Source organism: Pannonibacter sp. Q-1 (assembly GCF_054073275.1).
Genome location: NZ_JBSXNB010000011.1, coordinates 79,492 through 104,470, shown reverse-complemented (window position 1 = coordinate 104,470; position 24,979 = coordinate 79,492). Strand labels below are relative to the sequence as shown.

Annotated in this window: 22 protein-coding genes; 9 read left to right on the top strand and 13 right to left on the bottom strand. The window is 65.0% G+C overall.

Annotated elements, in window-relative coordinates:
• Positions 1-5: 5 nt before the first annotated feature.
• Positions 6-4,355, top strand: coding sequence for a translocation/assembly module TamB domain-containing protein (locus ACVNHC_RS23450; protein ID WP_457169769.1), 4,350 nt, complete (start codon positions 6-8; stop codon positions 4,353-4,355).
• A gap of 66 nt (positions 4,356-4,421) precedes the next feature.
• On the opposite strand, the gene ACVNHC_RS23445 is transcribed toward ACVNHC_RS23450, so the two are convergent.
• A complete protein-coding gene (locus ACVNHC_RS23445) occupies positions 4,422-4,913 on the bottom strand; it encodes an Lrp/AsnC family transcriptional regulator (RefSeq protein ID WP_457169782.1) in 492 nt (163 codons plus the stop codon).
• A gap of 172 nt (positions 4,914-5,085) precedes the next feature.
• Positions 5,086-5,718, bottom strand: a complete 633-nt coding sequence (locus tag ACVNHC_RS23440; RefSeq protein WP_457169768.1) for a uracil-DNA glycosylase family protein — start codon at positions 5,716-5,718, stop codon at positions 5,086-5,088.
• A gap of 169 nt (positions 5,719-5,887) precedes the next feature.
• On the opposite strand from ACVNHC_RS23440, the gene ACVNHC_RS23435 reads away from it, so the two are divergent.
• Positions 5,888-7,441, top strand: coding sequence for a sensor histidine kinase (locus ACVNHC_RS23435; RefSeq protein WP_050471187.1), 1,554 nt, complete (start codon positions 5,888-5,890; stop codon positions 7,439-7,441).
• Positions 7,442-7,454: 13 nt separating this feature from the next.
• Here ACVNHC_RS23435 and cobT read toward each other — a convergent pair whose 3' ends face one another.
• Positions 7,455-8,474 (bottom strand): nicotinate-nucleotide--dimethylbenzimidazole phosphoribosyltransferase, encoded by a 1,020-nt coding sequence (cobT, locus tag ACVNHC_RS23430; RefSeq protein WP_457169781.1) that lies wholly within the window; start codon positions 8,472-8,474, stop codon positions 7,455-7,457.
• 111 nt (positions 8,475-8,585) lie between these two features.
• Between cobT and cobS the strand changes: the two genes are divergently transcribed.
• From cobS to ACVNHC_RS23410, 4 genes are read left to right on the top strand one after another with little or no spacing between them, the layout of a single operon-like run.
• On the top strand, positions 8,586-9,425 hold the full coding sequence (gene cobS, locus ACVNHC_RS23425; protein ID WP_457169767.1) for an adenosylcobinamide-GDP ribazoletransferase: 840 nt from the start codon (positions 8,586-8,588) through the stop codon (positions 9,423-9,425).
• Between the two features lie 56 nt (positions 9,426-9,481).
• Positions 9,482-10,612: an alpha/beta hydrolase gene (locus ACVNHC_RS23420; protein WP_457169766.1), complete on the top strand. Its 1,131-nt coding sequence runs from the start codon at positions 9,482-9,484 to the stop codon at positions 10,610-10,612.
• 32 nt (positions 10,613-10,644) lie between these two features.
• Positions 10,645-10,863 carry a DUF1289 domain-containing protein gene (locus ACVNHC_RS23415; RefSeq protein ID WP_123193912.1) on the top strand — a complete coding sequence of 73 codons (219 nt, stop codon included), beginning with the start codon at positions 10,645-10,647 and terminating at the stop codon, positions 10,861-10,863.
• 12 nt (positions 10,864-10,875) lie between these two features.
• A complete protein-coding gene (locus ACVNHC_RS23410) occupies positions 10,876-11,580 on the top strand; it encodes a retropepsin-like aspartic protease family protein (protein WP_050471183.1) in 705 nt (234 codons plus the stop codon).
• Between the two features lie 190 nt (positions 11,581-11,770).
• Here the strand turns inward: ACVNHC_RS23410 and ACVNHC_RS23405 are convergent, their stop codons facing one another.
• Positions 11,771-12,592 (bottom strand): sulfite exporter TauE/SafE family protein, encoded by an 822-nt coding sequence (locus ACVNHC_RS23405; RefSeq protein WP_208977465.1) that lies wholly within the window; start codon positions 12,590-12,592, stop codon positions 11,771-11,773.
• Positions 12,593-12,676: 84 nt separating this feature from the next.
• Complete coding sequence (gene dusA, locus ACVNHC_RS23400) at positions 12,677-13,768, bottom strand: tRNA dihydrouridine(20/20a) synthase DusA (RefSeq protein ID WP_457169765.1); 1,092 nt, start codon at positions 13,766-13,768, stop codon at positions 12,677-12,679.
• 255 nt (positions 13,769-14,023) lie between these two features.
• On the opposite strand from dusA, the gene ACVNHC_RS23395 reads away from it, so the two are divergent.
• Positions 14,024-14,569, top strand: coding sequence for a peroxiredoxin (locus ACVNHC_RS23395; protein ID WP_050471171.1), 546 nt, complete (start codon positions 14,024-14,026; stop codon positions 14,567-14,569).
• 119 nt (positions 14,570-14,688) lie between these two features.
• Here the strand turns inward: ACVNHC_RS23395 and ACVNHC_RS23390 are convergent, their stop codons facing one another.
• A complete protein-coding gene (locus ACVNHC_RS23390) occupies positions 14,689-15,483 on the bottom strand; it encodes an alpha/beta fold hydrolase (RefSeq protein WP_457169764.1) in 795 nt (264 codons plus the stop codon).
• 141 nt (positions 15,484-15,624) lie between these two features.
• Between ACVNHC_RS23390 and ACVNHC_RS23385 the strand changes: the two genes are divergently transcribed.
• Positions 15,625-16,092, top strand: coding sequence for a MarR family winged helix-turn-helix transcriptional regulator (locus ACVNHC_RS23385; RefSeq protein WP_122519689.1), 468 nt, complete (start codon positions 15,625-15,627; stop codon positions 16,090-16,092).
• A gap of 22 nt (positions 16,093-16,114) precedes the next feature.
• Here ACVNHC_RS23385 and ACVNHC_RS23380 read toward each other — a convergent pair whose 3' ends face one another.
• Both ACVNHC_RS23380 and ACVNHC_RS23375 read right to left on the bottom strand, forming a co-directional pair.
• The gene (locus tag ACVNHC_RS23380; protein ID WP_457169763.1) at positions 16,115-16,894 is read right to left on the bottom strand and encodes an SDR family oxidoreductase; all 780 of its coding nucleotides are present in this window, start codon (positions 16,892-16,894) and stop codon (positions 16,115-16,117) included.
• A complete protein-coding gene (locus ACVNHC_RS23375; RefSeq protein WP_058900320.1) occupies positions 16,891-17,214 on the bottom strand; it encodes a nuclear transport factor 2 family protein in 324 nt (107 codons plus the stop codon). Before ACVNHC_RS23375 ends, ACVNHC_RS23380 begins: the two co-directional genes overlap by 4 nt.
• A 47-nt stretch (positions 17,215-17,261) precedes the next feature.
• Between ACVNHC_RS23375 and ACVNHC_RS23370 the strand changes: the two genes are divergently transcribed.
• Positions 17,262-18,212 (top strand): LysR family transcriptional regulator, encoded by a 951-nt coding sequence (locus ACVNHC_RS23370; protein WP_457169762.1) that lies wholly within the window; start codon positions 17,262-17,264, stop codon positions 18,210-18,212.
• 102 nt (positions 18,213-18,314) lie between these two features.
• On the opposite strand, the gene cydX is transcribed toward ACVNHC_RS23370, so the two are convergent.
• From cydX to cydD, 5 genes are all read right to left on the bottom strand, one after another.
• The gene (gene cydX, locus ACVNHC_RS23365) at positions 18,315-18,428 is read right to left on the bottom strand and encodes a cytochrome bd-I oxidase subunit CydX (protein ID WP_019962693.1); all 114 of its coding nucleotides are present in this window, start codon (positions 18,426-18,428) and stop codon (positions 18,315-18,317) included.
• A gap of 12 nt (positions 18,429-18,440) precedes the next feature.
• Entirely contained in the window at positions 18,441-19,595 is a 1,155-nt protein-coding gene (gene cydB, locus ACVNHC_RS23360; RefSeq protein WP_457169761.1) for a cytochrome d ubiquinol oxidase subunit II, read from the bottom strand.
• A 4-nt stretch (positions 19,596-19,599) separates the two neighbouring features.
• On the bottom strand, positions 19,600-21,183 hold the full coding sequence (locus ACVNHC_RS23355) for a cytochrome ubiquinol oxidase subunit I (protein WP_122519684.1): 1,584 nt from the start codon (positions 21,181-21,183) through the stop codon (positions 19,600-19,602).
• A 256-nt stretch (positions 21,184-21,439) separates the two neighbouring features.
• Positions 21,440-23,104: a thiol reductant ABC exporter subunit CydC gene (gene cydC / locus ACVNHC_RS23350; RefSeq protein WP_457169760.1), complete on the bottom strand. Its 1,665-nt coding sequence runs from the start codon at positions 23,102-23,104 to the stop codon at positions 21,440-21,442.
• Positions 23,101-24,909, bottom strand: a complete 1,809-nt coding sequence (cydD, locus tag ACVNHC_RS23345) for a thiol reductant ABC exporter subunit CydD (protein ID WP_457169759.1) — start codon at positions 24,907-24,909, stop codon at positions 23,101-23,103. The genes cydC and cydD overlap by 4 nt, the downstream gene beginning before the upstream one ends.
• Positions 24,910-24,979: the final 70 nt, after the last annotated feature.

The following is a 24,979-nucleotide window of genomic DNA, read 5'->3' as shown; positions in this document are numbered from 1 at the left end:
GGCCCATGACCGCAACACGACGCATCCTGAAGGGTCTTGGCATTGCCGCCCTGACGACGACGGCTCTGACCGGCCTTGCGCTGGCACTGCTGCCGACGCCCCTTGGCGAGGCTGCGGCCGAGCGGCTGGCCAACCGTTTTCTGGATACCGCAGACGGCGGTGCACGGCTGTCAGGCCTGACCATCGGCTGGAATGGCAACATCGGGCTCGACAGGCTGGAACTGACGGATCCTGTTGGCACTTATGGTGAAATTGAAAATCTCAGCATCGTCTGGAGCCCGTTGGCCCTGTTCGGGCTTTCGCTGAACATCGACAGTGTGAGCGCACAGCGCGTCGCCCTGCCGCGCCGCCCTGCGCTGCCGGAGACGGCCAGCAATGACCAGCAGGACGGCTTCAAGCCGCCTTTGCGCCGGATCACGCTTGGGCGTCTCAACATCGCCGAGGCCGACCTTGGTGAAGATGTTGCAGGCGCCCCGATGCGCTTTTCCGTCAGGGGGCAGGCATCGGCCTCGGGACCAGCTGATTCGGTCAACGCTTCTCTCAACATCGAGCGGACCGATGGCATCCGAGGCGTGATTTCGGGCCAGCTTGCCTATGTTTCCCAGTCCGGCGCCCTCACCCTGTCCCTGAGGGCAAGCGAGCCGCGCGGCGGGCTTGTCGCCCGGCTTGCCGGGATCGAAGGTCTTCCTGCGGTTGATCTCAACCTCGACGGCTCCGGCCCATTGGACAACTGGGCCGCCAATCTGGCCGTTGCTCTGGATGGCCGGCGCACCGCCACCGGGGCCGCACAGCTGGCCCGTACCGATGCCGGAAGAGAGCTGAAGCTGGCTTTGACCGGCCAGCTGGAGCCGCTGGTGCCACCGGCGGCCTCAGCGCTGGCGGCAGGCGACACGCAGGCTGACCTCAGCCTGATGATGTCTCAGGACTACAAGCCCCTGTCGGCTTCGCTTGCCGTGACCACCCGCACCCTGCAGGCCAATGCCAGCGGCAGCCTCGACCCCGTGTCCGGGGCCCTTTCGGCAAAGACGGATGCACGGATTGCTGCCGGCGGGGATGCGCTTCTGGCTCTGGAAGCTGACGGCCAGCGCTACATCATGCAGGCGCTGTCGCTGACAGGAAACATTTCGGGCTCCCTCGCCAAGGCGGATTGGAACCTCAATCTGCAGGGAGACCGCCTGTCGGCGCCGCAAGGGGCACTGGAGCGGCTGCAACTGTCCGCCACCGGTATCGGCGCCGAACTCAAGAATGACTTCCGCCTGCCCTTCTCTGCCCGGCTCACTCTGGGCGGGCTGCAACCGGCAGACGCCAGTCTCTCCAGTCTGGCAGGCGACTCCAGCCTGGAAATCGTCGGCCAGCTTCTCGGCAACCAGAAGCAGGTGTCCATTGGCCGTGGCACCCTGAGCGCTCCGGGCGTGCAGATGCGCCTGCAGGAAGGCGTGATCGCCCACTCGAACGCCCGGCTTGCCGCAGAACTGACCCTTGCTGACCTTTCCCGATTTTCGGGCATGACCGGCCTTGAAACCTCCGGCGCGCTGGCGATGAACATGGTGGTGGAGGGCAATCCCTCCCAGCAGGCAGGCTCCATCCGCGCCTCGATAGCCGGAACGAATGTCGCCACCGGTCTCGAGCAGGTGGACAGGCTGCTGGCAGGCGCGCTGGAAGGACAGCTGGAAGCCGGCATCAACAGCAGCGGGGAGATTGCCTTCCGGCGGTTTGCGCTTGGCACCTCTGCTCTGAAGCTGGATGGAACCGGGAAACTCGGCACAGGCGGAACCACCCCCACTGTCGACGGTGAGGTGAAGGCGGTGCTGACGCGGGTGGACGAGATCGATCCGCGGCTGACAGGTGCGCTGGAGGCGTCCGTGAGGGCGAATGGCCCCCTGTCCGGTCCGGACGTCAGCCTCAGCGCCAAATCCGCGCAGCTGACGCTTGCAGGCACGCCCCTGACGGATCTGGTGCTGGAGCTGGACGGCAAGGCCGATGCAGCAGCCCCGGCAGGTGCTCTGCGCCTCAGCGGCAGCCTGAACGGCGCGCCGCTGACCGCCCGGGCCGATGTCAGTTCCTCGCAAGGCACAGCTGAGGTCCGGAATATCTCTTTCGTCGCGGGGCGCAACGAGCTCAATGGCGCCTTGAGCCTTGCAAGCCTCACCCGTGCCCTCGAAACCCTGACGGGCGAGCTTGTCTTCAAGGGCGCGGCGCTTGAGGACCTGTCGCCGCTGCTGCTGACGCCGGTCTCGGGCACGCTGGATGCAACGGCGCGCATTTCCGCCAATCAGAGCGGCCCGCAAGTCAGCCTGACGGCCAGCGGGCGCAACGTGGCCTATCAGGACAACCGCGTCGGCACGCTTGCCATCAATGGCGAAGTTTTTGATCTCCTCAGTGTGCCGCAGGCGCGCGGCAAGCTGGAGGCCCGCCAGATCATGGCCGGTGCAACCGCCGTCGAGAGCCTCACCCTATCGGCAGAAAGCGATGGCACGCGCACGGGCTTCACACTCGACACCCGTCTGCAGGGCGCCGATGGCGTGTCGGCCACCGGCAGCCTGACGGCCACCGCGGCCGGTTTCGATCTGGCGCTGGAACGGCTGCAGGGCAGCTACAGCGGCTTGAAGACCACTCTCGCCCGCCCGGCTCGGCTGACCTATGAGGGCGCCGTGGCCCGGATCGAGCCGCTGCAGCTGGCGCTCGGCAGCGGGCGGCTGGACATTTCCGGCACGGCGGGCGACAGGCTCGACATCAAGGCGGCGCTGGCCGATGTGCCGCTGGCGCTCGGCAATGCCTTTGCGCCCGGTTACGGCCTCGGCGGCACGTTAAGCGGTACGGCCACGGTCACGGGTGCGGCCGCCGCGCCGCAAGCGTCGTGGAACCTCTCCGGGCGGGGACTGACCGCATCCCTGCTGACGCAGAACGGCATCACCTCGCTTGGGCTGGACAGCACCGGCGCCTATTCCGGCAACCGCATCACCCAGACCGCCCGCATCACCGGCGCGGACGGGCTGGCGCTGACGGCGGAAGGCCCGATCAATCTGGCAGGATCTGGCTCACTCGATATCGGCGTCAACGGTTCGGTGCCACTGGGCCTTGCCCGCGTGCGTCTGACGGAAATGGGCTACCGCGGCGCAGGCACGCTGGCCGTCAGCGGCCGGATCAGCGGGCCGCTGACCAATCCGGCGATCAACCTTCAGATGCAGCCGCAGGGGCTGGAACTGACGGAGCTGGCCACCGGCCTCACCTTGCGCGATTTCGCCGGCTCCATCGGCGTCACGCGCGAGCAGATCACAATCTCGGGCCTCAACGCCGCAATTTCGGCAGGCGGCCGGGTTTCCGCCAATGGCACGGTCGGACTTGGTCAGGGGCTTCCGGCGGAGCTGGCCATTCAGGCTGTGAACGCGCGCTACAGCGACGGGCGTGTGGTGACGGCGGACCTGAACGCAGACCTCAGGCTCTCCGGCCCTCTGGCAGGGACCGGTACGGGCGGGCGGCTGAGCGGCACCGTCAACATCAGCACCGCCAACATCAACATTCCGCAAAGCCTGCCGGGTGCCCTGTCGCCCCTCGCCGTGCGGCATGTGAATGCGCCCAAGCCGGTTCGTGAACAGATTGCAGAGCTGCAGGCCGAAGGCGGCAGCAGCGGCGGACAGCAGAGTTCCGCCTCCGCCCCGATCGGTCTCGACATCACGCTGTCCGCGCCCTCCCGCGTGTTCGTGCGCGGACGCGGTGTGGATGCGGAACTGGGCGGCACGCTCCGGCTCACCGGCACCACGGCCAATCCGCAGGCCCTTGGCGGCTTTACCCTGCGCCGTGGCCTGCTCGACATCCTGACCCGGCGCCTGACCTTCTCGCGTGGCTCCATCGGCTTCACAGGCTCGCTGACGCCAAACCTGGACTTCCTGGCGGCAACGTCAGCCAGCTCGACCTCGATCAACGTGACGGTGACGGGCAGCGCCGCGGATCCGGTGATCGACCTCACCTCAAGCCCCGCCCTGCCGCAGGACGAGATTCTGGCGCAGCTGCTGTTCGACCGCTCGGTGACCAACCTGTCGCCCACCCAGATCGCCCAGCTGGCCGCTGCCGTGACGTCGCTCACCGGTGGCAGTGACACCGGGCCGCTGTCACAGCTGCGCAAGTCTCTCGGGCTGGATGCGGTGGATGTGAACCTTGGCGGCGCCGATGGGCCCTCGCTCTCCGCAGGGCGCTACATCAACGAGAACATCTATCTGGGTGTGGAACAGGGAACTTCCGCCAATTCCAGCCGGGTGAAGGTGGACATCGACCTCAACCGCAACCTCAAGGCCCGCGGTGAAGTGGGGGCCGACGGCTCGTCAAAGGCCGGTATCTTCTACGAAAAGGAATATTGAGGCGAAGGGGCCGCAGGCCAGCTCCGCCTCTCCCTGTCCATTCAGTCAGGTCTGCGGCGCGGACCGTCAGCCCTGACTTTCCGCGCGGGTCTTCTCAACGGGGATGTAGCTCAGCGGCAGTTCCGTCGTGCACTTGATCTGTTCCATGGCGAAGGTGGTCGACACGTCGGTGATGTCGATCTTCGAGATGAGCTTCTTGTAGAAGGCATCATAGGCGGCGATATCCGGCACGGTGACGCGCAGCAGATAGTCCACCTGACCGGCCATGCGGTAGAATTCCACCACTTCCGGCAGTTCCTTGATCACATCGGCAAACTTGCGCAGCCAGTCTTCCGTGTGCTGGTTGGTGGTGATGGCGACAAAGGCCGTCACCTTGACATTGACCTTCTCCGGATCCAGCAGGGCAACACGGCCCGTGATCACGCCATCCTCCTCCAGCTTCTGGATGCGGCGCCAGCAGGGCGTGGTGGACAGGCCGACCCGGCGGCCGATCTCGGCGACGGGAACGGTGCAATCCTCCTGCAGGATGGACAGAATACGCCGGTCGATGCGGTCAATCATGTTCTGGTTCCAGATGCGGTACAACGGCTGCCGGACACAGTCCTGCCGCCTCTCTTGAGAGAATGGATTTTTGTTTCGTTGGCAAGCGGTAAATCGAAGGCTGAACGGGTCTTGCTGCTGATTTTGTGACAGTGTGAAGAACAATTTTCCTCAACTCAGCACGGCCGCCTCAAGGCTGCAGCAGTTGCGCCACCCGGCGGCGCAGCTCCGGAACCAGCTCTTCCTCGAACCAGGGATTGCGGCGCAGCCAGGTGTTGTTGCGCCAGGAAGGATGGGGCAGCGGCAGATAGGCAGGCCCTGCGCGCTCTTCGCTTTCCGACAGGATGGAGCGCCAGTTGCCGACAATCTCCGTCAATCCGGCTCCCTTGAGATGCGGCAGGTGATAGGCCTGCGCATAGCGGCCGATGACGAGCACCAGTTTCAGCTGGGGCATGGCCGCAAAGAGGCTGTCATGCCAGGTGGCGCGGCACTCCGGGCGTGGCGGCAGATCACCGCCTTTGGCATCGAGGCCCGGAAAGCACAGGCCCATCGGTACGATCGCAACACGTGAGACATCGTAGAAAACATCATCACCGATACCGAGCCAGTGGCGCAGGCGGTCCCCGGAAGGGTCCGTAAAAGGTGCGCCGGACGCATGCACGCGGGTTCCGGGCGCCTGCCCCGCGATGCAGAGCCTTGCCGTCTCCGACAGGCGGGCAACCGGGCGCGGCTCGTGCGGAAGTGGCCTGCCGCGGGGCGATTCAAGACACACCCGGCAAAGCGACACGCGCCGGGCCAGCGGAGCGAGCCCCGGCGAAGCCACGACGCCGCCTGCCCTTTCCGGATCACTGTCTGCCGCTGTTTTGCCTTTTTTAACCAAGTCCTTGAGCCGCTTCTTAAGGGTTGCTGATCCAAAACACAGAAAGAGGCACAGTTGTGTCAAGCATCAGGAAACCACGCGAGGAGGATGGCCGCCGACGGCCAGAACCGCAATGGCCCAGACTTCCCCCGGCAGGGGCGACCACAAGACGGCGATCAACCGCGAGCGTGCCCAGCGCCGCCGTGAGGTTGCGCGCACGGTCAGTCAGGTTCGCGACCGCCTGTCGGCGAAGGAAGGCGTCCCGCCTGATTTCAACACCGAGCTGCTGCTGCTGTTTGCCAGGGCGCGTGTGAGCGCGGCATTCGCCGGACCCATGTTCCTCGTCATCGTGGCCGCCGTGTCTCTCATGTGGATTTCGCCGGTTCTGGTGGCCTGCTGGCTCATGTTCACGGTGAGCATCTGGATTCTGACCGTGTCCACCTGCCGGCGTTTCGAGCGCATGACGCAGGAGGAGCGCCAGACGAGCCCCTGGCGGCGGCGTTTTGCGGTTGGCGATTTCCTTTACGGCCTGTGCTGGGGAGCCTTCTTCCTGCTGCCCGCGTCCAGCGGCACGGCGGAAGGCATTGAGATCTTCCAGTTTTCGATCATGCTGATCGTCATTGCCATGGCGACCATGCAGTCTTCCACCCTGCCCCATGCGCTGCTGGCCAGCACGCTTCCGGTGACGCTGGCCATGTCGCTGGCGCTGCTGCAGCGCCACGCGCCGCTGCATTATGCCATGGCGGCCATGGCTGTCGGCGCACAGGGCTTCTTCCTGGTGCTGGGCAACCAGCTGCTGAATTCCTCGCGTGCCATGCTGGCCTTCCGCGCCGAGAAGGACCATCTGATCGCCGAGCTGGAACAGGCCAATGCGGTGTCCGATGAATCCCGCCGCCGCGCCGAAGAGGCAAACCTTGCCAAGTCGCGGTTCCTGGCCACCATGAGCCATGAGCTGCGCACACCCCTCAACGCCATCCTCGGTTTCTCCGAAATCATGAAGGATGAGGTGATGGGGCCGATGAACAACAAGATCTACCGGGGCTATGCCTCCGACATCCACGGCTCCGGCCAGCACCTGCTGAACCTCATCAACGAGATCCTCGACCTGTCGCGCATCGAGGCGGGCAAGTATGAGCTGAATGAGGAGGCCGTTTCCCTGCAGGATGTGGTGGAAGACTGCCAGAGCATGATGCAGGTGCGCGCAAGGGCCAAGGGGATCGCCATCCGCGAGAGCCACGAGGAAGGCCTTGCCCGCCTTTGGGCCGACGAGCGCGCGCTGCGTCAGGTGATTCTCAATCTCCTGTCCAATGCGGTGAAGTTCACCCCCTCCAACGGCGAGGTGCTGATCCGCATCGGCTCTTCCAGTGACGGCGGCCAGTTCGTCTCCATCAAGGACAATGGCCCCGGCATTCCGGAAGAGGAAATCCCGATCGTGCTTCAGGCCTTCGGTCAGGGCTCGATGGCCATCAAGAGCGCCGAGCCCGGCACCGGCCTTGGCCTGTCCATCGTCCAGGCGCTGGTCAACCAGCATGGCGGCACATTCGAGCTGAAATCCCGCCTGCGCGAGGGCACCGAGGTGCGTGTCACCCTGCCCTCTGCCCGCGTGCTGCCCGCCATGCCGCAGCTGTTCGACGACATCTACACCCTGCCGGTCCGGCGGCCGAACATGCGCCGCCGGGCGTCCTGACCGGAACGGGCGCTCAGTCCTTCTGCGAAACGCCGGCGCTGGCAAAGGTTGCCATGTCCGCATGAACCTGCGCCGCCGCCTTGACGATGCCTGCGGCCATGGCCGCGCCCGTGCCTTCCCCCAGCCGCATGCCGAGATCCAGCAGCGCCGTCTTGCCCATGGCCGCCAGCGCCCGGCGGTGCGCCGGTTCTGCCGATACATGGCCGAAGAGGCAGTGATCGAGCGTGGACGGGTCCATCTTGTAGAGCACCGCAGCCGCAGCCGTGGAGACGAAACCGTCCACAATCACCGGCGTACGCTGCAGGCGCGCGGCCAGAATGGCACCGGCCATGGCGGCAATCTCGCGCCCGCCCACCTTGCGCAACACTTCCAGCGGGTCCTTGGCGGCTGCACCCAGGCGCGACACGGCCATTTCCACGGCCACGCGCTTGCGCTCCAGCCCGGCCGCATCCACGCCGGTGCCCGGTCCAACCCAGTCTGCCGCCGTGCCGCCGAACAGGCCGTTGAAGACGGCTGCGGCCACGGTGGTGTTGGCAATGCCCATCTCGCCAAGGCACAGGAGATCCGTGCCGCCGGCAATCGCTTCCATACCATAGGCCATGGTGGCGGCGCAGTTCGGCTCGTCCAGCGCGTCTTCATCCGTGATCGAGGGTGTCGGCATGTCGATGGCCAGATCAAAGATCTTCAGGCCCAGATCATAGGCCGCGCAGATCTGGTTGATCGCCGCGCCGCCTGCGGCGAAATTCTCCAGCATCTGGCGCGTGACGCTTTGCGGATAGGCCGAAACGCCCTTGTCAGCGACACCGTGATTGGTGGCGAAGATGGCGACCAGCGGGCGGGTGATCTTCGGCACCGGCTTGCCGGACCAGGCAGCCAGCCACTCGACGATGCTTTCCAGCTGGCCGAGCGAACCGGCAGGCTTGGTCAGCTGGCTGTCACGGGCGCGCACGGTTACCACCGCCGCCTCATCCGGCCCCGGCATTTCGGCCACAAGGTTGCGGATATCATCGAAAGGAAGAGCGGACGGGGACATGGACACGAGAGGTGTTCTCCGGACTTGCGGGCAGCGATTGGCGCCAAAGGTTTGCCGTTCTATAAGGCTCCTCCGGCAAAAGACAACCGCCATGGCAGACAGCGAGGGCGCATGACACCGCAAGGCCAGCCGCAGGAGCCCGAAAGCACGCCAGAGCGCAGCGGGTGGCTGCGGCAACTCGCCGCCGATACGGCGGCCTGCATCCGCTTCTTTTCGCGTCTGCCGCTGCCTGCCATCAACAAGCTGGATGATCCGGCCGCCGTTCCAGACTTCCGGAGAATCGCAAGGGCCATGCCTCTGGCAGGGGCCGTGACCGGGTGCATTCCGGCGCTGGTTCTGGGGCTGCTTTCCCTCACCGCCCTGCCCGCACTTGCCATTGCCACGCTCGCCGTGATGACGGCAGCCGCCGTGACCGGCGCGCTGCATGAGGATGGGCTGGCGGATGTGGCGGATGGTTTCTTCGGCGGGGCCACGCCGGAGCGGCGGCTGGAGATCATGAAGGACAGCCGCATCGGCGCCTTCGGTGCCATGGCGCTGATCCTGTTCCTGGCCCTGCGCATCACACTGACCGCCGCCCTGCTGGAACGCACTGGCGCGCCTGCGGCCATGCTGGTGATGGTGGCGGCGGAGATGCTGAGCCGCACGCTGATGCTCTGGCAGTGGACCGCTCAGCCCTCCGCCCGGCCGGACGGGCTGGGCGCCCGCTTCGGCGTGCCGGGATCGGGAGCTGCCCTTGAAGGCGGACTGTTTACGCTGCCGGTTTTTCTTTGCCTGTTCAGTGTGCAACCTGTTTTCGGGGCCATACTTGGATTGGCGCTCGCAGTTTATAGTGCCATGTTCACAGCAAAACTGGCACTCAAAGCAATTGGCGGGATCACAGGAGACGTGTTAGGAGCCATTCAGCAGGTCACATTGACCGTTTTTCTTGGCGGGCTTCTGGCCTGGACTTGAAGGGACACAGCCTTCTGATGACAAACTCCGTGCTTCTGTCACGCCGCAGTTTCAGCATGTCTTTTGTGGGGCTTCTGCTGTGTTCCTGCGCAAGCCGCCCGGTTTCCGGGGCGCTGGTGCCCACGGACAAACCTGCCCCCGGCGCAAAGGACCACAAGATCCTGATCGCCACCACGCGCAGCCGCACGGACGCGCCCAACACCCTGTTTGACGGGGAGCGGAGCGGCGGACGCGATTTTGCGCAGGCCGTCATCTCCGTGCCGCCCACGCATGTCTCCGGTGCGATCGAATGGCCTGCCGTTCTTCCCGGCGACCCGGCAAAGGAAATGGTGCCCCGGTCCACCGGCTATCTCAAGGATGCAACGGCCTTCCGGCAGGCGCTGAAGAGCGAACTGGCCGCCCGCCCGCCGAAAGAGCGGTCCGTGATGCTGTTCATCCACGGCTACAACACGCTGTTTGCCGAGGGGCTCTACCGCTTCACGCAGGTGGTGCATGATTCCGCCTTCCCCGGCGTGCCGGTGCTGTTCACCTGGGCCTCGCGCGGGGACGTGCGCGACTATGTCTATGACCTCAACAGCGCCACCGTGGCGCGCGACGAGTTGCAGGCAACCCTTGAGGACCTTGCCGCCAGTGGCGCGGCGGAGATCAACATTCTGGCCCATTCCATGGGCACATGGCTGCTGATGGAAACCCTGCGGCAGATGACACCGGCCCAGCGGAGCCGCATCAACCAGGTGGTTCTGGCCGCACCCGACATTGATCTTGATGTGTTCAAGGACCAGATGCAGCGCATCGGCAAGCTGAAAAGCCCCCTGATCCTGCTTTTGTCGCGCGATGACAGGGCGCTTGGCGTCTCCCGGCTGATTGCAGGCGGGATGGCACGCGTGGGCGGCTATGACGATGACGCAGCGCTGGCCAAGCTCGGTGCGGTTGTCGTTGATCTCACCGATCTGAAGGGGCCGGACCCGACCAATCACTCCAAGTTTGCCGCCCTCGCCGCCATCGCGCCACAATTATCCTCCGTTCTGGGCCAGAACAAACTGGACGTTCCCAATGGGGACGGCGGCGCCCTGGCCAGCACCGGCCGCACGCTTGGAAGCTTTGTGACAGGCACGGTCAACATCGCGGTGACATTGCCTGTGACTTTGGTGACAACGCCGGTTGAGATTGTGATGGGAGGCCGTTAGGCCAAGGGAGTTGCAGGAAACAGGATGGACCGATGGCGGGCATTGAGAGCCCTTGTGTGAAGATCTGCATCATGGAGCCGGTGAGCGGGCTGTGCCACGGCTGCGCCCGGACGCTGGACGAGATCGCCGGCTGGGCGGGATTTGCCCCGGAGCACCGCCGCAAGGTGATGGCGGAGCTTGACGCACGGCGGGCGCGGATGGGTGCCTCCCTTGGTGCAATTTCCAGCCCTGCCCCCGCCCCGGCCACTTGATCAGGAGCACCCATGCGGCAGATCTATGGACTTACACTGGCCGTCCTCGTGCTTGTCATGATTGCGGCCGGCCTGACGTATCTCTTTGAATTTCCCATGCTGGAAGAGACCTTTTCCAGCACCTCCGAAACCCCGCGCATCGTGGCCCTGTCGGCCATCGGCTGCGTGGTGATGGCAAGTCTTGTCTTTGGCGCGCCGCGTGCGGGCGAAGTGCTGCGGGCTGTCGTGGTCTGGGGCCTGCTCGGCCTTGTGCTCGTGGGTGGCTACACCTACCGGACAGAGCTGGTGGCCGGTGGCTACCGCATTCTGGGAGCGCTGGCGCCGGGCATGACCGTGCCGCAGACCGATGGCACTGTCGCCGTGATGCGCGATGCCTCCGGCCATTTTCAGCTGGAGGCGCTGGTGAATGACAACAAGGTCCGTTTTCTTGTCGATACCGGTGCCTCGGCCGTGGTGCTGACCGAACGCGATGCTGAGGCCTCGGGCATCGACCCGGCCAGCCTGTCCTATTCCGTGCCCGTGTCCACCGCCAATGGCCGCACCATGGTGGCACCGGTCAATCTGGCACAGGTCAGCATCGGCAGCATTTCCCTGTCCAACGTGCGCGGCTTCGTCGCCCGCCCCGGCAGCCTCGAAACCAGCCTCCTCGGCATGAGCGCCCTCTCCCGCCTGTCCGGCTGGCAGGTGGAGGGCGAACGGCTGGTGCTGAAGCCGTGAGGGCTCTTGACCTCAGGCATTCCCTCTCCATCGTCACCCCGGACGAGAGCGTAGCGGAGATCCGGGGCCGGTGAGCCACGGTCTTTCTGTTCTTGCCATAGAACCAACTTCAACCCCGGCCCACCGGTCCCGGCTCGCACTGCGTTTGGCCGGGATGACGATGGAGAGGGCTGGCAAGAACCAAAAATCCTTATAGCAAACTGATGCCGAAGCGGATGGCGACCAGCATCAGGAAGGTGCCGAAGGCCAGCTCGAGCGCGCGCTTGGGCATGCGGTGGGCCAGCTTCACCCCATAGGGGGCAGCAAGGGTTGTCAGCGGCATGATGACGGCGACGCCCAGCAGGTTGACATAGCCCAGCGAAAACTGCGGCAGCAAAGGTTCTCCCCAGCCGGCCCAGACCATGCCGATGACGCCGGGGATGGAGATCAGCACGCCGGTGCCTGCCGAGGTCGCCACCGCCTGATGGATCGGGCGGCCATAGAGCGTCATGAAGGTGTTGTTCATCACCCCGCCGCCGATGCCCATGAGCGTCGAAAAGAAGCCGATGAGCGCGCCGCAGAGCGGGCGGATCGGAAAGCCCGGAATGTCACTGCCGAGGCGCCAGCTGTCCCGGTTGAAGAACATGCGCAGGCTGACGGCCACCGCAATCACCGCAAAGATGCCCTTGAGCCCCTGCCCCGACACATGCGCCGCCACCAGAGACGCGGCCACAACGCCGAGCGGCAGCGGAATGAGCCAGCTTTTCAGCAGCTCCATGTCCACTGCCCCGCGTGCCTTGTGGGCGAAGAAGGAGCGCAAGGACGTGGGCACGATGATGCCCAGCGAGGTTGCCACCGCCACATGCATGCGCACCGCCTCATCCACGCCGACAATGGCGAGAAACTGATAGAACACCGGCACCAGCACCGCCCCGCCGCCAATGCCGAAAAGCCCGGCCATGAGCCCGGCGATGATGCCGGAGGCAACGAGCGCGGCAACGAGACCCAGCGTCTCGCCGGTGAGAAGGGACATATCCATGGGGGCCTCTTGAAAGGACGCTGGCGGGCAGATCGAAAAATGCAGGCACGCGGTCAGCCCATCCGCTCAGAGAGCTGATCAGGCGGCGCTGTCCGCAATCCGATCTGCCGCCCTTTCCTGTGCCTCGTCAAGGGCAGCAAGGGCCGAAGTGAGTACTTCGAGGCCCGCTCCGGCCTTGACGCCCTCCACCGTGAGGATGCGGCGGAAGAGGCGCGCGCCCGGAACGGCGGTAAAGGCCCCCAGCATGTGGCGCGTGATGTGCGACAGGCGGATGCCCCGCGACAGGCAGTCCTCGATATAGGGAATATAGGCCTCGATGGCCTGACGCGGGCTGACATCGCCCGTCTCCAGCCCGTAGATCCGCCGGTCCACTGCGCCCATCAGCGCCGGATCGTGGTAGGCAGCGCGGCCCAGCATCACCCCGTCAAGACCGGGAAGGCCGTCAGCCTCCGCCAGCAGGGCTTCGCTGGCATCAAGCGAAGGAATGCCGCCGTTGATGCCGATGAACAGCTGCGGCAGCCGCGCCTTGAGGCGGCGCACGCGGCCATAATCCAGCGGCGGGATATCGCGGTTTTCCTTGGGGCTGAGACCCTTGAGCCAGGCCTTGCGCGCATGCACCCAGAGCGCATCCACCCCCGCCGCCAGTACCCGGTCAGCCAAAGCATCCAGCGCCTCTTCCGGGTCCTGCTCATCAACGCCGATGCGGCATTTCACCGTGACGGGGATCTTCACCACCGCCTTCATCGCCGCCACGCAATCAGCCACCAGCTGCGGCTCCTGCATCAGGCATGCGCCGAAAGAGCCGGACTGCACCCGGTCGGACGGGCAGCCGACATTGAGGTTCACCTCGTCATAGCCGAAGTCCTCGACGATCCGCGCCGCCGCCGCCAGATCCTGCGGCTCCGACCCGCCCAGCTGACAGGCCACCGGATGCTCCGCGCCCGAAAAGCCAAGCAGCTTCTCCCGGTCGCCATGGATCACCGCCCCGGTCGTCACCATCTCCGTATAAAGCAGCGCCCGCGCCGAAAACTGCCGGTGGAAGCTCCTGCAGTGGGTATCAGTCCAGTCCATCATGGGGGCGACGGAGAAGACCGGCGCGCCGGGTGTATAGATTGCGCTGGAGGCATCAGGGGCATTTGCCCCGGCCGCATTGGGTGTCTTGATCGTCATGGCGCCGCATATACGCCCATTCCCGCAGAAATTCCAGAATGGCGCCGTCATGGCAGCCTTACCGCGTCATTTGGCAGCGAACTCCCCCACCGCACTGCCGCATGGGGTTGCGGCGTTGCAGCATTTGGGGTAGCGGTTTTTGCGGATGGCCCCTCCCGGCTGTCCAGGCACCCAAATTCAGGGGCGGCAAGCCCCCCTTTCCCGGCACACCTCCCGGCGCTGCTGGAAACACTCATGACTTCAAGGAGTTGACCCATGCTCGGCAGAAACGTTCCCGATGTGACCTTCCGCACCCGCGTGCGTGACGAAAGCGTTGGCGGGCCGAACCCGTTCCGCTGGGAAGACAAGACCACGGCCGACTATTTTGCCGGCAAGCGCGTGGTGCTGTTCTCCCTGCCCGGCGCCTTCACGCCGACCTGCTCGACCTATCAGCTGCCGGATTTCGAGAAGCTGTTCGGCGAGTTTCAGGCCCTCGGCGTCGATGCCATCTACTGCATCTCGGTCAATGATGCCTTCGTGATGAACGCCTGGGCCAAGGCTCAGGAGATCAAGAACGTTCAGGTCATCCCGGATGGTTCTGGCGAATTCACCCGCAAGATGGGCATGCTGGTTGCCAAGGACAACGTCGGCTTCGGCATGCGCTCCTGGCGCTATGCGGCCGTCGTGGACAATGGCCGCGTCGAGAAGTGGTTCGAGGAAGAAGGCTTCTCCGACAACTGCGCCACCGACCCCTATGGCGTCTCCTCGCCGCAGAACATCCTCGAAGCCCTGAAGGCGGACGCGGCCACCAAGGCTGCCTGATCCGGCTTTCCGGTTCGGCGGACAGAACAAACCCCGGCGCGAGAGATTGCGCCGGGGTTTTGTGTCTGGAGTTTTATGCCTGGGGCTTGCAAACGGCCCGCCCGTTCACACAGCGGCCATCACTTGCTTGCGGCTGAGACGGTTCTGGCGGCCTCGTCAATGGTGTCAGAGACAGTCTCCGGCTGCGTCATGAACAGAGCATGGCTCGCCTGCACCCGGGTGATCCTGGCATTGATGCGCTCGGCCATATGGACCAGCATGGCCTGATCAAATGCCTTGTCTTCGGTGGCGATCACCGCCCAGCTGGGCTTCATGCGCCAGGCTGCGTTTTCGAGCTTGGTGCCGAATGCCGACATATTGATCGGAACCTGCGAGTCCCGCATGAAGGCGGCCTCGGCATCCGTCGTGTCATGCGCGAAGCCAGCCTTGAACTTTTCCGGGCTGACATAGCCGAACCCGTCCGCCGTGATGTCCAGCACGAATTCCGATGCAGGGGCGAAGCCCTCATATTGCTGAGCCGTGGTCTCGCCCGCATCCGGGGACAGCGCGGAGACATAGACCAGCCCTGCGACCTTGGGATCAATGCCTGCTTCCGTGATGACGGTGCCGCCCCAGGAGTGCCCGACGAGAATGACCGGGCCGTCCTGCCGCTCAAGCGCACGCCGGGTGGCCGCAACATCGTCCTGAAGAGAGGTCAGCGGGTTCTGGACGATGGTCACGCGGTAACCGCGCTGTGTGAGGTTGTCGTAAACGCCCTTCCAGCCCGAGCCATCCGCGAAAGCGCCATGGACGAGCACGACGTTCTTGACGGACTGATCGTGAGGAATGCTGTCAGCAGCGTTTGCCACCTGTGCGGCAGACATTGCGGCGGCCGCTGCAATCGCGGCGATGGTGGTCCTGATCTGGCGGGTCATGATTATCTCCTTCTTAAGTTGCAATAACATTTATCGCGATATCTCTATTATCGAACCTCACTCGACGCGTCAAGCGGATTGTTATCGCGATATTGGTTTTCGCCGGCGCATGGGTTATATACCGGCTGACAGGAGCCCCGAATGACCGAACGCCCCAATGATCCGCCGCCCTTGCACGACCAGTTGTGCTACGCAATCTACAGTGCCGGCATCGCCATCCAGCGCGCCTACAAGCCCCTGCTCGACGGGCTGGGCCTGACGTATCCGCAGTATCTGGTGCTCAACGTGCTGTGGAGCGAAGATGGCCAGACAGTGGGTGCCATCGCCCGCGCCCTGGCCCTGGAATCCAGCACGCTTACCCCGGTCCTGAAGCGCCTCGAGACATCCGGGCTGCTGCGCAGAACCCGGAACCTGAGCAATGAACGGCAGGTGGTGATCGCCTTGACGGAAGAGGGCATCGCCTTGAAGCACAAGGCGGGCTGTCTCAGCGACACCCTGCTTGCCGCCTCGGCCCAGACGCCACAGCAACTGGCTGATCTGAACCGCGGCATCCGCCATCTGCGCGATGCAGTCTATGCGCAACTCGGCGGGTGGGACACGCCCGCCTGAGCCGCGACACCTGCGGTGGCGGCTACACCGTCGGCACGGTTCCGCCGTCGATGGTGTATTCGCTGCCGGTGATCGAGGCGGCGCGGCTGGAGGCCAGGAAGGCGATCAGATTGGCGACCTCCTCCGTTTTTGCCGGGCGGCCCAGCGGAATGCCGCCCAGCGCATCCATGATGATCTTCTTGCCGCCCTCAAGGTCTGTGCCCGTCTCCGTTGCGAGCCGCTGCGCCAGATGAACCGAGGCTTCGGTCTCTATCCAGCCCGGCGACACCCGGACCACCCGCACGCCCTTGGGTGAAACCTCCTTCGAGAGGGCCTTGCTGTAGGCCGACAGCGCCGCCTTGGCCGCGGCATAGCCGGTGGTGGCTTCCGGCAGCGGCATCACGCTCTGGATGGAGGTAACATGCACGATCACACCACTTCCCCGGGCCGCCATCTCCGGGACCAGAAGCCGGTCCAGCCGGACGGCAGGCAAAAGATTGAGCAACAGTTCCTGCTGCCAGTGATCTTCCGTCAGCGCCGCAAAGCCGCCGCCGGGGGCTGACGAGCCCCCCAGCATGTGGACAATAATGTCTGTGCCGCCGAGCCGTTGACGTGCAGCCTCTGCGACGGTCTGGCAGCCCTCGGGGGTGGTCAGGTCCGCTTCGACGAAAAGCGCCTCCGGCAGGCTGGCCGGACGTGCCCGCGCCGTCGTCAGCACCTGCGCACCCTGCTCGCGGAACAGGCTCACCACCGCAGCACCCGCCCCCTTGGTTCCGGCAGTGACGAGAACCCGCTTGCCCTCCAGATCGAGAAAGCCGCTCATGCCGTGATCTCCAGCGCTGCGATTTCTCCATCCCTGAGGGTGAAGGCATAGGAGAGGATCAGCGGGCTGCCGGGAAACTGGCCGCTGACCCTCGCACGGACGAGGGCCTTGCCGTCGCCTGATGTGGCTTCGAGCGGTTCGGCAACAAACTGGGATGCGGCCTTGGCTGCGCTCCACCAGCTGCGAATGGCAGCCGTGCCCTGATGACGGGCGCCTTCGTCCTGCACGACCGCGTCCGCTGCGAAGGTGTCCGACAAGGCATCTGCATCGTTGCGGCTGTCTGCGTCAAAAAACGCTTTCACGATACCGGGCATATCCATCGTGTGTCTCCTTTTCCGATGACACGACTTTAGCCTTCAAGCATTGTATGGATAAGCAGGATAAACATGCATATCGTGATGAATGGATCGGGATAATGGAACAGGCCAGCCTGAGGGAACTTGAAGCGGTCATCGCCATTGCACGGCGGGGAACATTCCGGGCAGCGGCCATCGAACTCGGCATGTCGACGACGGCGCTCAGCCACACGGTCGGCAAGCTGGAAGCGGGGCTGGGTGTGCGGCTGTTCAACCGCACCACGCGCAGCGTGTCACTGACGGAGGCCGGCCGGCTTTTCGTGCAGCAGATCTCGCCTGCGCTCCAGGACCTGCATACGGCTCTGGATAGCGTCCGTGCGCAACGCGGCACCCCGTCCGGAACGATAAGGATCAACGCCGCGCCCTTTGCAGCCCGCGCGATCCTTTCGCCGCTCGTGCTGGAGTTTCTGCGCCGCTATCCGGAGATGCATGCCGATATCGTCACTGAAGGAAAGATGGTCGATATTGTCCGGGACGGGTTCGATCTGGGCGTCAGGGTTGCTGGCCTCGTTCCGAGCGACATGATCGCCGTATCCCTGGGCCAGCCCCAGCGGCATGCGGTGGTGGGAAGCCCTGCCTATTTCGAGAAACATGGCCGGCCGATGGTCCCGCCCGATCTGCTCAATCACCGGTGCATCCGCGTCCGCCTGCCCGATGGCGCGCTGTTCCGCTGGTGGTTCGAAAAGGAGGGGGAGCAGCTGCATCTTGATGTGCCGGGGCCAATCACCCTCGATGAGGCGAGCCTCGTGCGGGCAGCCGCGCTTGAGGGCACCGGTGTGGGCTATACGATGGAACAGGAAGCGCTTGCGGACATCGAAGCGGGACGCCTTGTCCGGGTCCTAGAGGACTGGACACCACCCTATCCGGGGCTGTGCCTCTATTATCCCGGCCGCCGCAATCTTTCCGCTGGTGTGCGGGCGTTTCTGGACCTTGCCAGGGAATATGCGCGCCGCATCGGATGAACGGTGGAACTGTACGGGTCTGCCAACACAGAGACCACGAAACAACGATGCCACGGCCGTAGCCGTGGCCTGAGGCAGCACTGACGGGCTGCTTCTTCGTTCTCAGCTTGCCTTCTTCTGCTTTTCGGTGTCCTCGCGCATTTCAAGCCACATGGCGTTGAGGATGGCGAGGCAGCAGGCCAGAGGCATACCGAGGATCCAGGCGAAGTACCACATGGGCAGGTTCCTTCAGTAAGAGGCGTGATCGTTGGCGACGCTTTCCTCGCTCACCTTGCCCCACAGCACCCGGTAGACATAGGCGGTGTACATGAGGATCAGCGGCAGGAAGATGATGGTCGCAACGAGCATGTTGAACAAGGTGGCATGGCTTGAGGGCGAGTCCCATACCGTCAGTCCGGCCTGCGGCTGCAGCGAGCTGGGCAGAATGAAGGGGAACATGGAAACGCCCACCGTAGAGATGATGCCGAAGACGGCCAGCTTCGAGGAGATGAAGGTCAGCGCCTCGAAGCGGGTGTTGAGGCCGATGAGCGCGCCCACTGCCCCGGCAAAGCCGAGCACGGGGGCAAGGATCATCCACGGATAGAGGCTGTAATTCTCCATCCAGGCGCCGGGCGCCCGTTCCACCACCTTGGCCAGCGGGTTGGCCTGCATCTGCGGGTCAATGGCGCTGGTGATGCGGTAGCCCTCGACAAAGCCGGAGGAGACGGCAAGGCCGCCCAGCGCAAAGAGGACGATGACAGCGAGCGCGGCAACCGTGCCGTAGAAGCGGCCGCGCTTCGCCACCACACCATCGGCCTTGAGGCCGAGCCAGGCCCCGCCGTGCATCACCAGCATGGCGACGGACAGCAGGCCGCAGAGCAGCGCGAAGGGCGAGAACAGGCCGAAGAAGGACCCGGAATAGGTCATCCTCAGATCATTGTCGAAGCTGAAGGGCACGCCCTGCAGCGCATTGCCGACGGCCACGCCAAAGACCAGCGCAGGCACGGCACTGCCGGTGAACAGCGCCCAGTCCCAGCGGCTGCGCCAGACCGGATCCGGGCTCTTGGAGCGGTATTTGAAGGCAACGGGGCGCAGGATGAGCGCGGCGAGCGCCACGAACATGGCAAGGTAGAAGCCGGAGAAGCTGACCGCATAAAGCGCGGGCCAGGCGGCGAAGATGGCCCCGCCCCCCAGCACCAACCACACCTGATTGCCTTCCCATGTGGGGGCGATGGAATTGATGGCGACGCGCCGCTCGATGTCGGTGCGGCCCACGACCGGCAGAAGGGTGCCGACGCCCATGTCGAAGCCGTCCGTGGCGGCAAAGCCGATCAGCAGGATGCCGAGCAGGCCCCACCAGATGAGCTTGAGGACGGAATAGTCGATGAGTTCATAAAGGACCATGGTCTTACTCCGCAGCAATCTGGATGGGACGGGGCGCACTCATGCCCGTCTCGGGAAGGGAGGGCTCTTCGGGCCCCTTGCGGATGTATTTCAGCAGCAGCTTCACCTCGATCACGAGAAGCACGGTGTAAAGCGCCACGAAGCCGGCCAGCGTCAGCAGAACCTCCGTGACCGTGAGGCTGGAGACTGCGGCTGCGGTGGTCAGCACACCTTCGATGATCCACGGCTGGCGGCCATATTCGGCGACGAACCAGCCCATCTCGCAGGCGATCCAGGGCAGCGGAATGGACCAGACGGCGACATGCAGCAGCCAGCGGTGGTTCTGGCGGACCGTCTCCAGCTTGCCTGCGGAGGAGAGATAGAAGAACACCGCCGTCAGCAGGATGAAGAAGAAGCCGCAGGCGACCATGATGCGGAAGGCATAGAACATCGGCCAGACATTGGGCACCGTGTTCCAGGCGGCTGCGTCAATCTGGGCCTCTGTGGCCTCCATCGGCGTATCCGTATGCGGCTGGAGCAGGTAGCCGTAGCCAAGATCCTGCACATGCTGCTGGAACAGCTCACGCTTTTCCGGCGTGTCGTCTCCGGCGCGGATCTCGCGCAGGGTCTCAAGGGCAATGGCGCCGGAGCGGATGCGGTCCTTCGACTGTTCCACCAGCTCCTTGATGCCGGGCATTTCCTGATCCAGCGAGCGGGTGGCGATGAGGCCCATCACATAAGGCACGTGGATGGCGAAGCTGTTCTCGCGCTTTGCCATGTCCGGAATGGCGATGATATTGAAGGAAGCAGGAGCGGGCTCGGTTTCCCACATGGCTTCCATCACGGCCAGCTTCATCTTCTGGTTCGTGTTGGCCTCGTAACCGCTTTCATCGCCCAGCACGACGACAGACAGGGCAGAGGCAAAGCCGAAGGCGGCGGCCACGGCGATGGAGCGGCGGGCCAGCTCCAGATGGCGGCCTTTCAGCATGTACCAGGCCGACACACCCAGCACGAAGAGCGCCGCCGTGACATAGCCGGCGGAGACCGTGTGCACGAACTTGGACTGCGCCACCGGGTTGAAGATCACATCATAGAAGCTTGCGACTTCCATGCGCATCGTGTCGATGTTGAACACCGCACCTACCGGGTGCTGCATCCAGCCATTGGCGACCAGGATCCACAGGGCGGAGAAATTGGTGCCCAGCGCCATGGCCCAGGTGGCGGTCAGATGGCCGCGCGGGGTCATCTTGTCCCAGCCGAAGAAGAACAGGCCGACGAAGGTTGCCTCGAGGAAGAAGGCCATCAGCCCCTCGATGGCCAGCGGCGCGCCGAAGACATCGCCCACATACTGGCTGTAGTAGCTCCAGTTCATGCCGAACTGGAATTCCATGGTGAGGCCTGTGGACACCCCCAGCACGAAGTTGATGCCGAACAGCGTGCCCCAGAATTTGACCATGCGCTTCCAGATCTCGCGGCCCGTCATCACATAGACGGTTTCCATGACCGCCAGAATGACAGAGAGCCCGAGGGTGAGTGGCACGAAGAGAAAGTGATAAAGCGCAGTCATGGCAAACTGCAGACGAGAGAGTTCTACGACCCCGATATCCATGGCTTGTCTCCCGTCCCGGACTGGCGCGAGAGCCCCATCTCGCGTTCCACCGGTGACATAGTTTCGGATTTGACGAACTATAATAGAACGCTGGTGGACGTTTTGTTACCAACAGTTGCCGCGGCGGTTTCGCGCAGGGGCAACAAGGTCCAGCCCGTAGGGTATTTCAGACTGATGACGCCTTGATTTCAAAGGTTTCGCCCCCTCTTGATACGTACAAGCCCCGATTTCAGACGATTGATGCGCCTGATCGAGATCAAGACTGGCGGAAGTGCAGAACACGGGTGGCGCGGTCCATTTCACGTCTGTGATGCGAGATCATCAGAACGGCAGATTCGCCGCGCAGGATTTCGATCGTGTCGAGCACGCGGGCAGCGCTTATCGGGTCAAGCCCTTCCGTAACCTCGTCCAGCAGCCACAAGCAGGGGCGCTGCAAGAGCGCCCGGGCCAGCGTGAAGCGCCGGGCCTCGCCGCCGGAAAGGCCGGTGCTGCCCTGCCCCAGGGGGCTCAGCAACCCCTCCGGCCGGGCAGCGATGACATCCTGAAGACTCACCCGCTCCAGCGCCTGCCACATCTCGTCCGGGGTAGCCTCCGGGGCGGCCAGACGCAGGTTTTCGGCCACCGTCCCGGCGAAGAGAACGGGCTTTTGCGTGACCACGGCAACAGAGCGCCGCAGGGCGGCCTCCTCCAGAGCTTCGAGGGGCTGCCCCTCCAGCCAGATCTGGCCGCTGTCCGGCGGCATCAGGCGGCTGGCGAGGGCCAGAACCGTGGACTTGCCGCAGCCGCTGGGTCCGGCAAGGCAAAGCCATTCGCCCGGCGCAACCGTGAGGCTGAAATCCTCCAGCACGGGGCGGATGGCCCCGGGATAGGTGAAGCTGACCGATGAAAGTGCCAGCACGGCGCCAGCGGGGGCGGTTCCGGCATAAGAGGCCGCAGCAGGTTCCGCCGGACGGACATCCGCACCGGCGGCAAGCGGCACCAGCCGGTCCGCCGCGCGGCGGGTGCGGGTGAAGGCGGCAAGGCCGGGCAGCAAGCCGGCCAGCGTTTCGGCCAAAGCCAGCGAAGCCAGAATGACACCTGCGGCAATGGCAGCGCCCGCCAGCCCGCCTTCCACTTCACGTGCCATCACGGCCAGCGCAATGGCGGCAATGGCTTGCCCCGAGGCCATGACGGCAAGTTCCGCGCGGGAGGTGACATGCTCGATGCGGCGGGCAGCCTTTGCGCGGCGCCGGTCGGCGGAAAGAACCGCCCCCACCGGCTGGTCAAGACCGCCATAGACGGCAAGGTCACGGCGGCCAGCCACGAGATCAACGGTGCGCAGGCGGATGGCTTCTTCGGCCGCTTCCGCCCTTCGCGCCTCCCCTGCCATGGCGGGCGCCATGACCCGGCGGGCAGCGCCCAGCAGCACCAGCGGGCCGAGCAGCACCAGCAGCAGCGCGGCGGGCACGAGGCTGGCGGCCATGAGCGCCGCCACCGCCAGCACGGCGGCAAGGGCAGCAGCAGGCACGGCAAGGCGCAGATACACCCGGTCGAGTTGGTCGATATCCAGCGTCAGGCGGGAGAGCTTCAGGCCGCTGCGGCTCTGCTGGGCGCTGACGGCGCGGCGATGGGCAAAGCCGGTAAAGACACGGGCGCGCAGGTCCGCCAGAAAACGGAAGGTGGCGTCATGGGTCAGCATCCGCTCGCCATAGCGCCCGGCGGTGCGGGCAATGGCAAAGGCGCGGATGAGCGCGCTGGGGACGAAGAAGTTCAGCAGCGTGCCCGCCACCCCGGCGAGAGCGGAGGCGGTGATGAACCAGCCGGACACGCCCAGCAGCAGGAAACCCGCGAGCGCAGGAACGAGGGCAGCAGCGAGCCCCAGCAGGAAACTGGCACGGCCAGCGGCAAATTGCAGGCGCAGGAGCTGGAGAACGGATCTCATTCGGCCACCTCCGGCAGGCTCTGGGGCTCAAGATCGAACACCCGGCCCGGCAGCGCGAGAAGCACCGGATCGTGGCTGGCGATGAGCGCGCTGCGGCCCCGGCACAGGACTTTAAGGCCCGCGATGACGACGGCCGCTGTGTCCTCATCGAGCCCGGCGGTGGGCTCGTCTGCGAGCACCAGCAGCGGATCAGGCCGCAGCATGGCGCGGGCCAGAGCAATGCGGCGCGCTTCGCCAACCGAAAGGCCGAAGCCATCCTCGCCCAAGCTGGTGGACAGGCCCCGCGGCATCTGTTCGACAAGAGTTTTAGCCCCTGCAAGTTCCAGCGCGGCCCACAGATCCGTATCGGTGGCATCAGGCGCGGCGCGGCGCAGATTGGCGCGCACGGAGCCGAAGAACAGGCGCGGATCCTGCGACAGCCAGGCAATGCGGCTGCGCCAGAGCCCTTGGTCCAGCGCGGAAAGCGGTGTGCCGCTGATCAGGATTTCGCCAGACAGCGGCGGATTGAGACCGATGAGCGCATCCATCAGGGTGGATTTGCCCGAGCCGCTCGGCCCGCGCAGATGCAGCAACTCGCCAGCGCGCAGATCAAGATCAAACCCGGCGAGCACCGGCCTGGCTTCGTGACCAAGCGTGGCAGAGCGGAACGTGACGGCCACCGGTCCGGCAGGCGGCGTCATCGCAGCCTGAGCTGGCGTGGGAGCCGCATCTTCCTCCGCCATGGGCAGGAGAGCCAGATGCCCGGCTGCGGCCTGCGCGCCCGCCTTGTCGTGATAGGCAGCCGCAAAGGCACGCAGGGGCGAGAAGAACTCCGGCGCCAGCAGCAGGACGAACAGGCCGGACCACAGATCAACCGGGGCTCCCCAGGTGCCGAAACCGATCTGCCCGAGCAGGGAAAAGCCGACATAGACCGCGACAAAGGCAACTCCCAGTGCACTGAACAGCTCCAGCACCGTGGAGGACAGGAAGGCGATGCGCAGCACCTTCATCGTGGCAACACGGAATGATTGCCCGGCCTCGGCCACCTGCTGGCCTGTTCGATCCGCCGCACCCAGAAGCTTGAGGGTTTCGAGCCCCGCCAGCCGGTCCATGAGGAACCCGCCAAGCCGGGTCAGTTCGCCCTGCTGTTCGTCAGAGGCCGATTGTGCCCGCATGCCGATGAGGGCCATGAAAAGCGGGATCATGGGACCAGCCACCAGCAGGATCACGGCTACGAACCAGTTGACCCAGAAGCTGATGAGCAGGATCGCCAGCGGCGCCAGAACCAGCCGGATGCGGATCGGCAGGAAGCGGCGGAGATAGGGGCCGACCGCCTCGACCTGATCGGTGACGGCGGCCGCTACCGCGCCGCTGACCGGCAGTTTTGCGGCAGGCCCCGCCTTGGCAAGGCCGGTGAGCAGGCGGCGGCGCAAGGTGGTTTTCACCCGCTCGGCGGCCTCAAAGGCAAGGCGGCTTGCGGCCAGCGAGAGCGCGTAGCGCAGGACAGCCAGCAGGATGACAACGCCGGCCATCACCTGCGCCGTTTCAAGGGAAGACAGCGGCGTGGGCCAGCCGGGCAGCTTCAGGGCAACGGGAAAGGCAATCTGCACCACTGCCGTGGCAATGGCGGCGGCCTGGACAATCCAGAGACAATCAGCAAACCCGGCCAGCATCCCGGCCCGGGCGATGGTCCGGCGCTCCGGTGCCGTGATGGCGCGAAGAAGCTCCGTTCCGGCCGGAACGGGTTGTGCTGCGGCCTTGCCGGCCTCCACGCCATGCGCCGCGCAGCCGTCCGCTGCGGTGTGGGCGCTTGTCTGCTCACTCATGCGTTTCCTGACCGGCCGCACGAAGCAGCCTTGTCTGTCCCCCAACAGGGCCAGCCGCCATGCGGGTCAC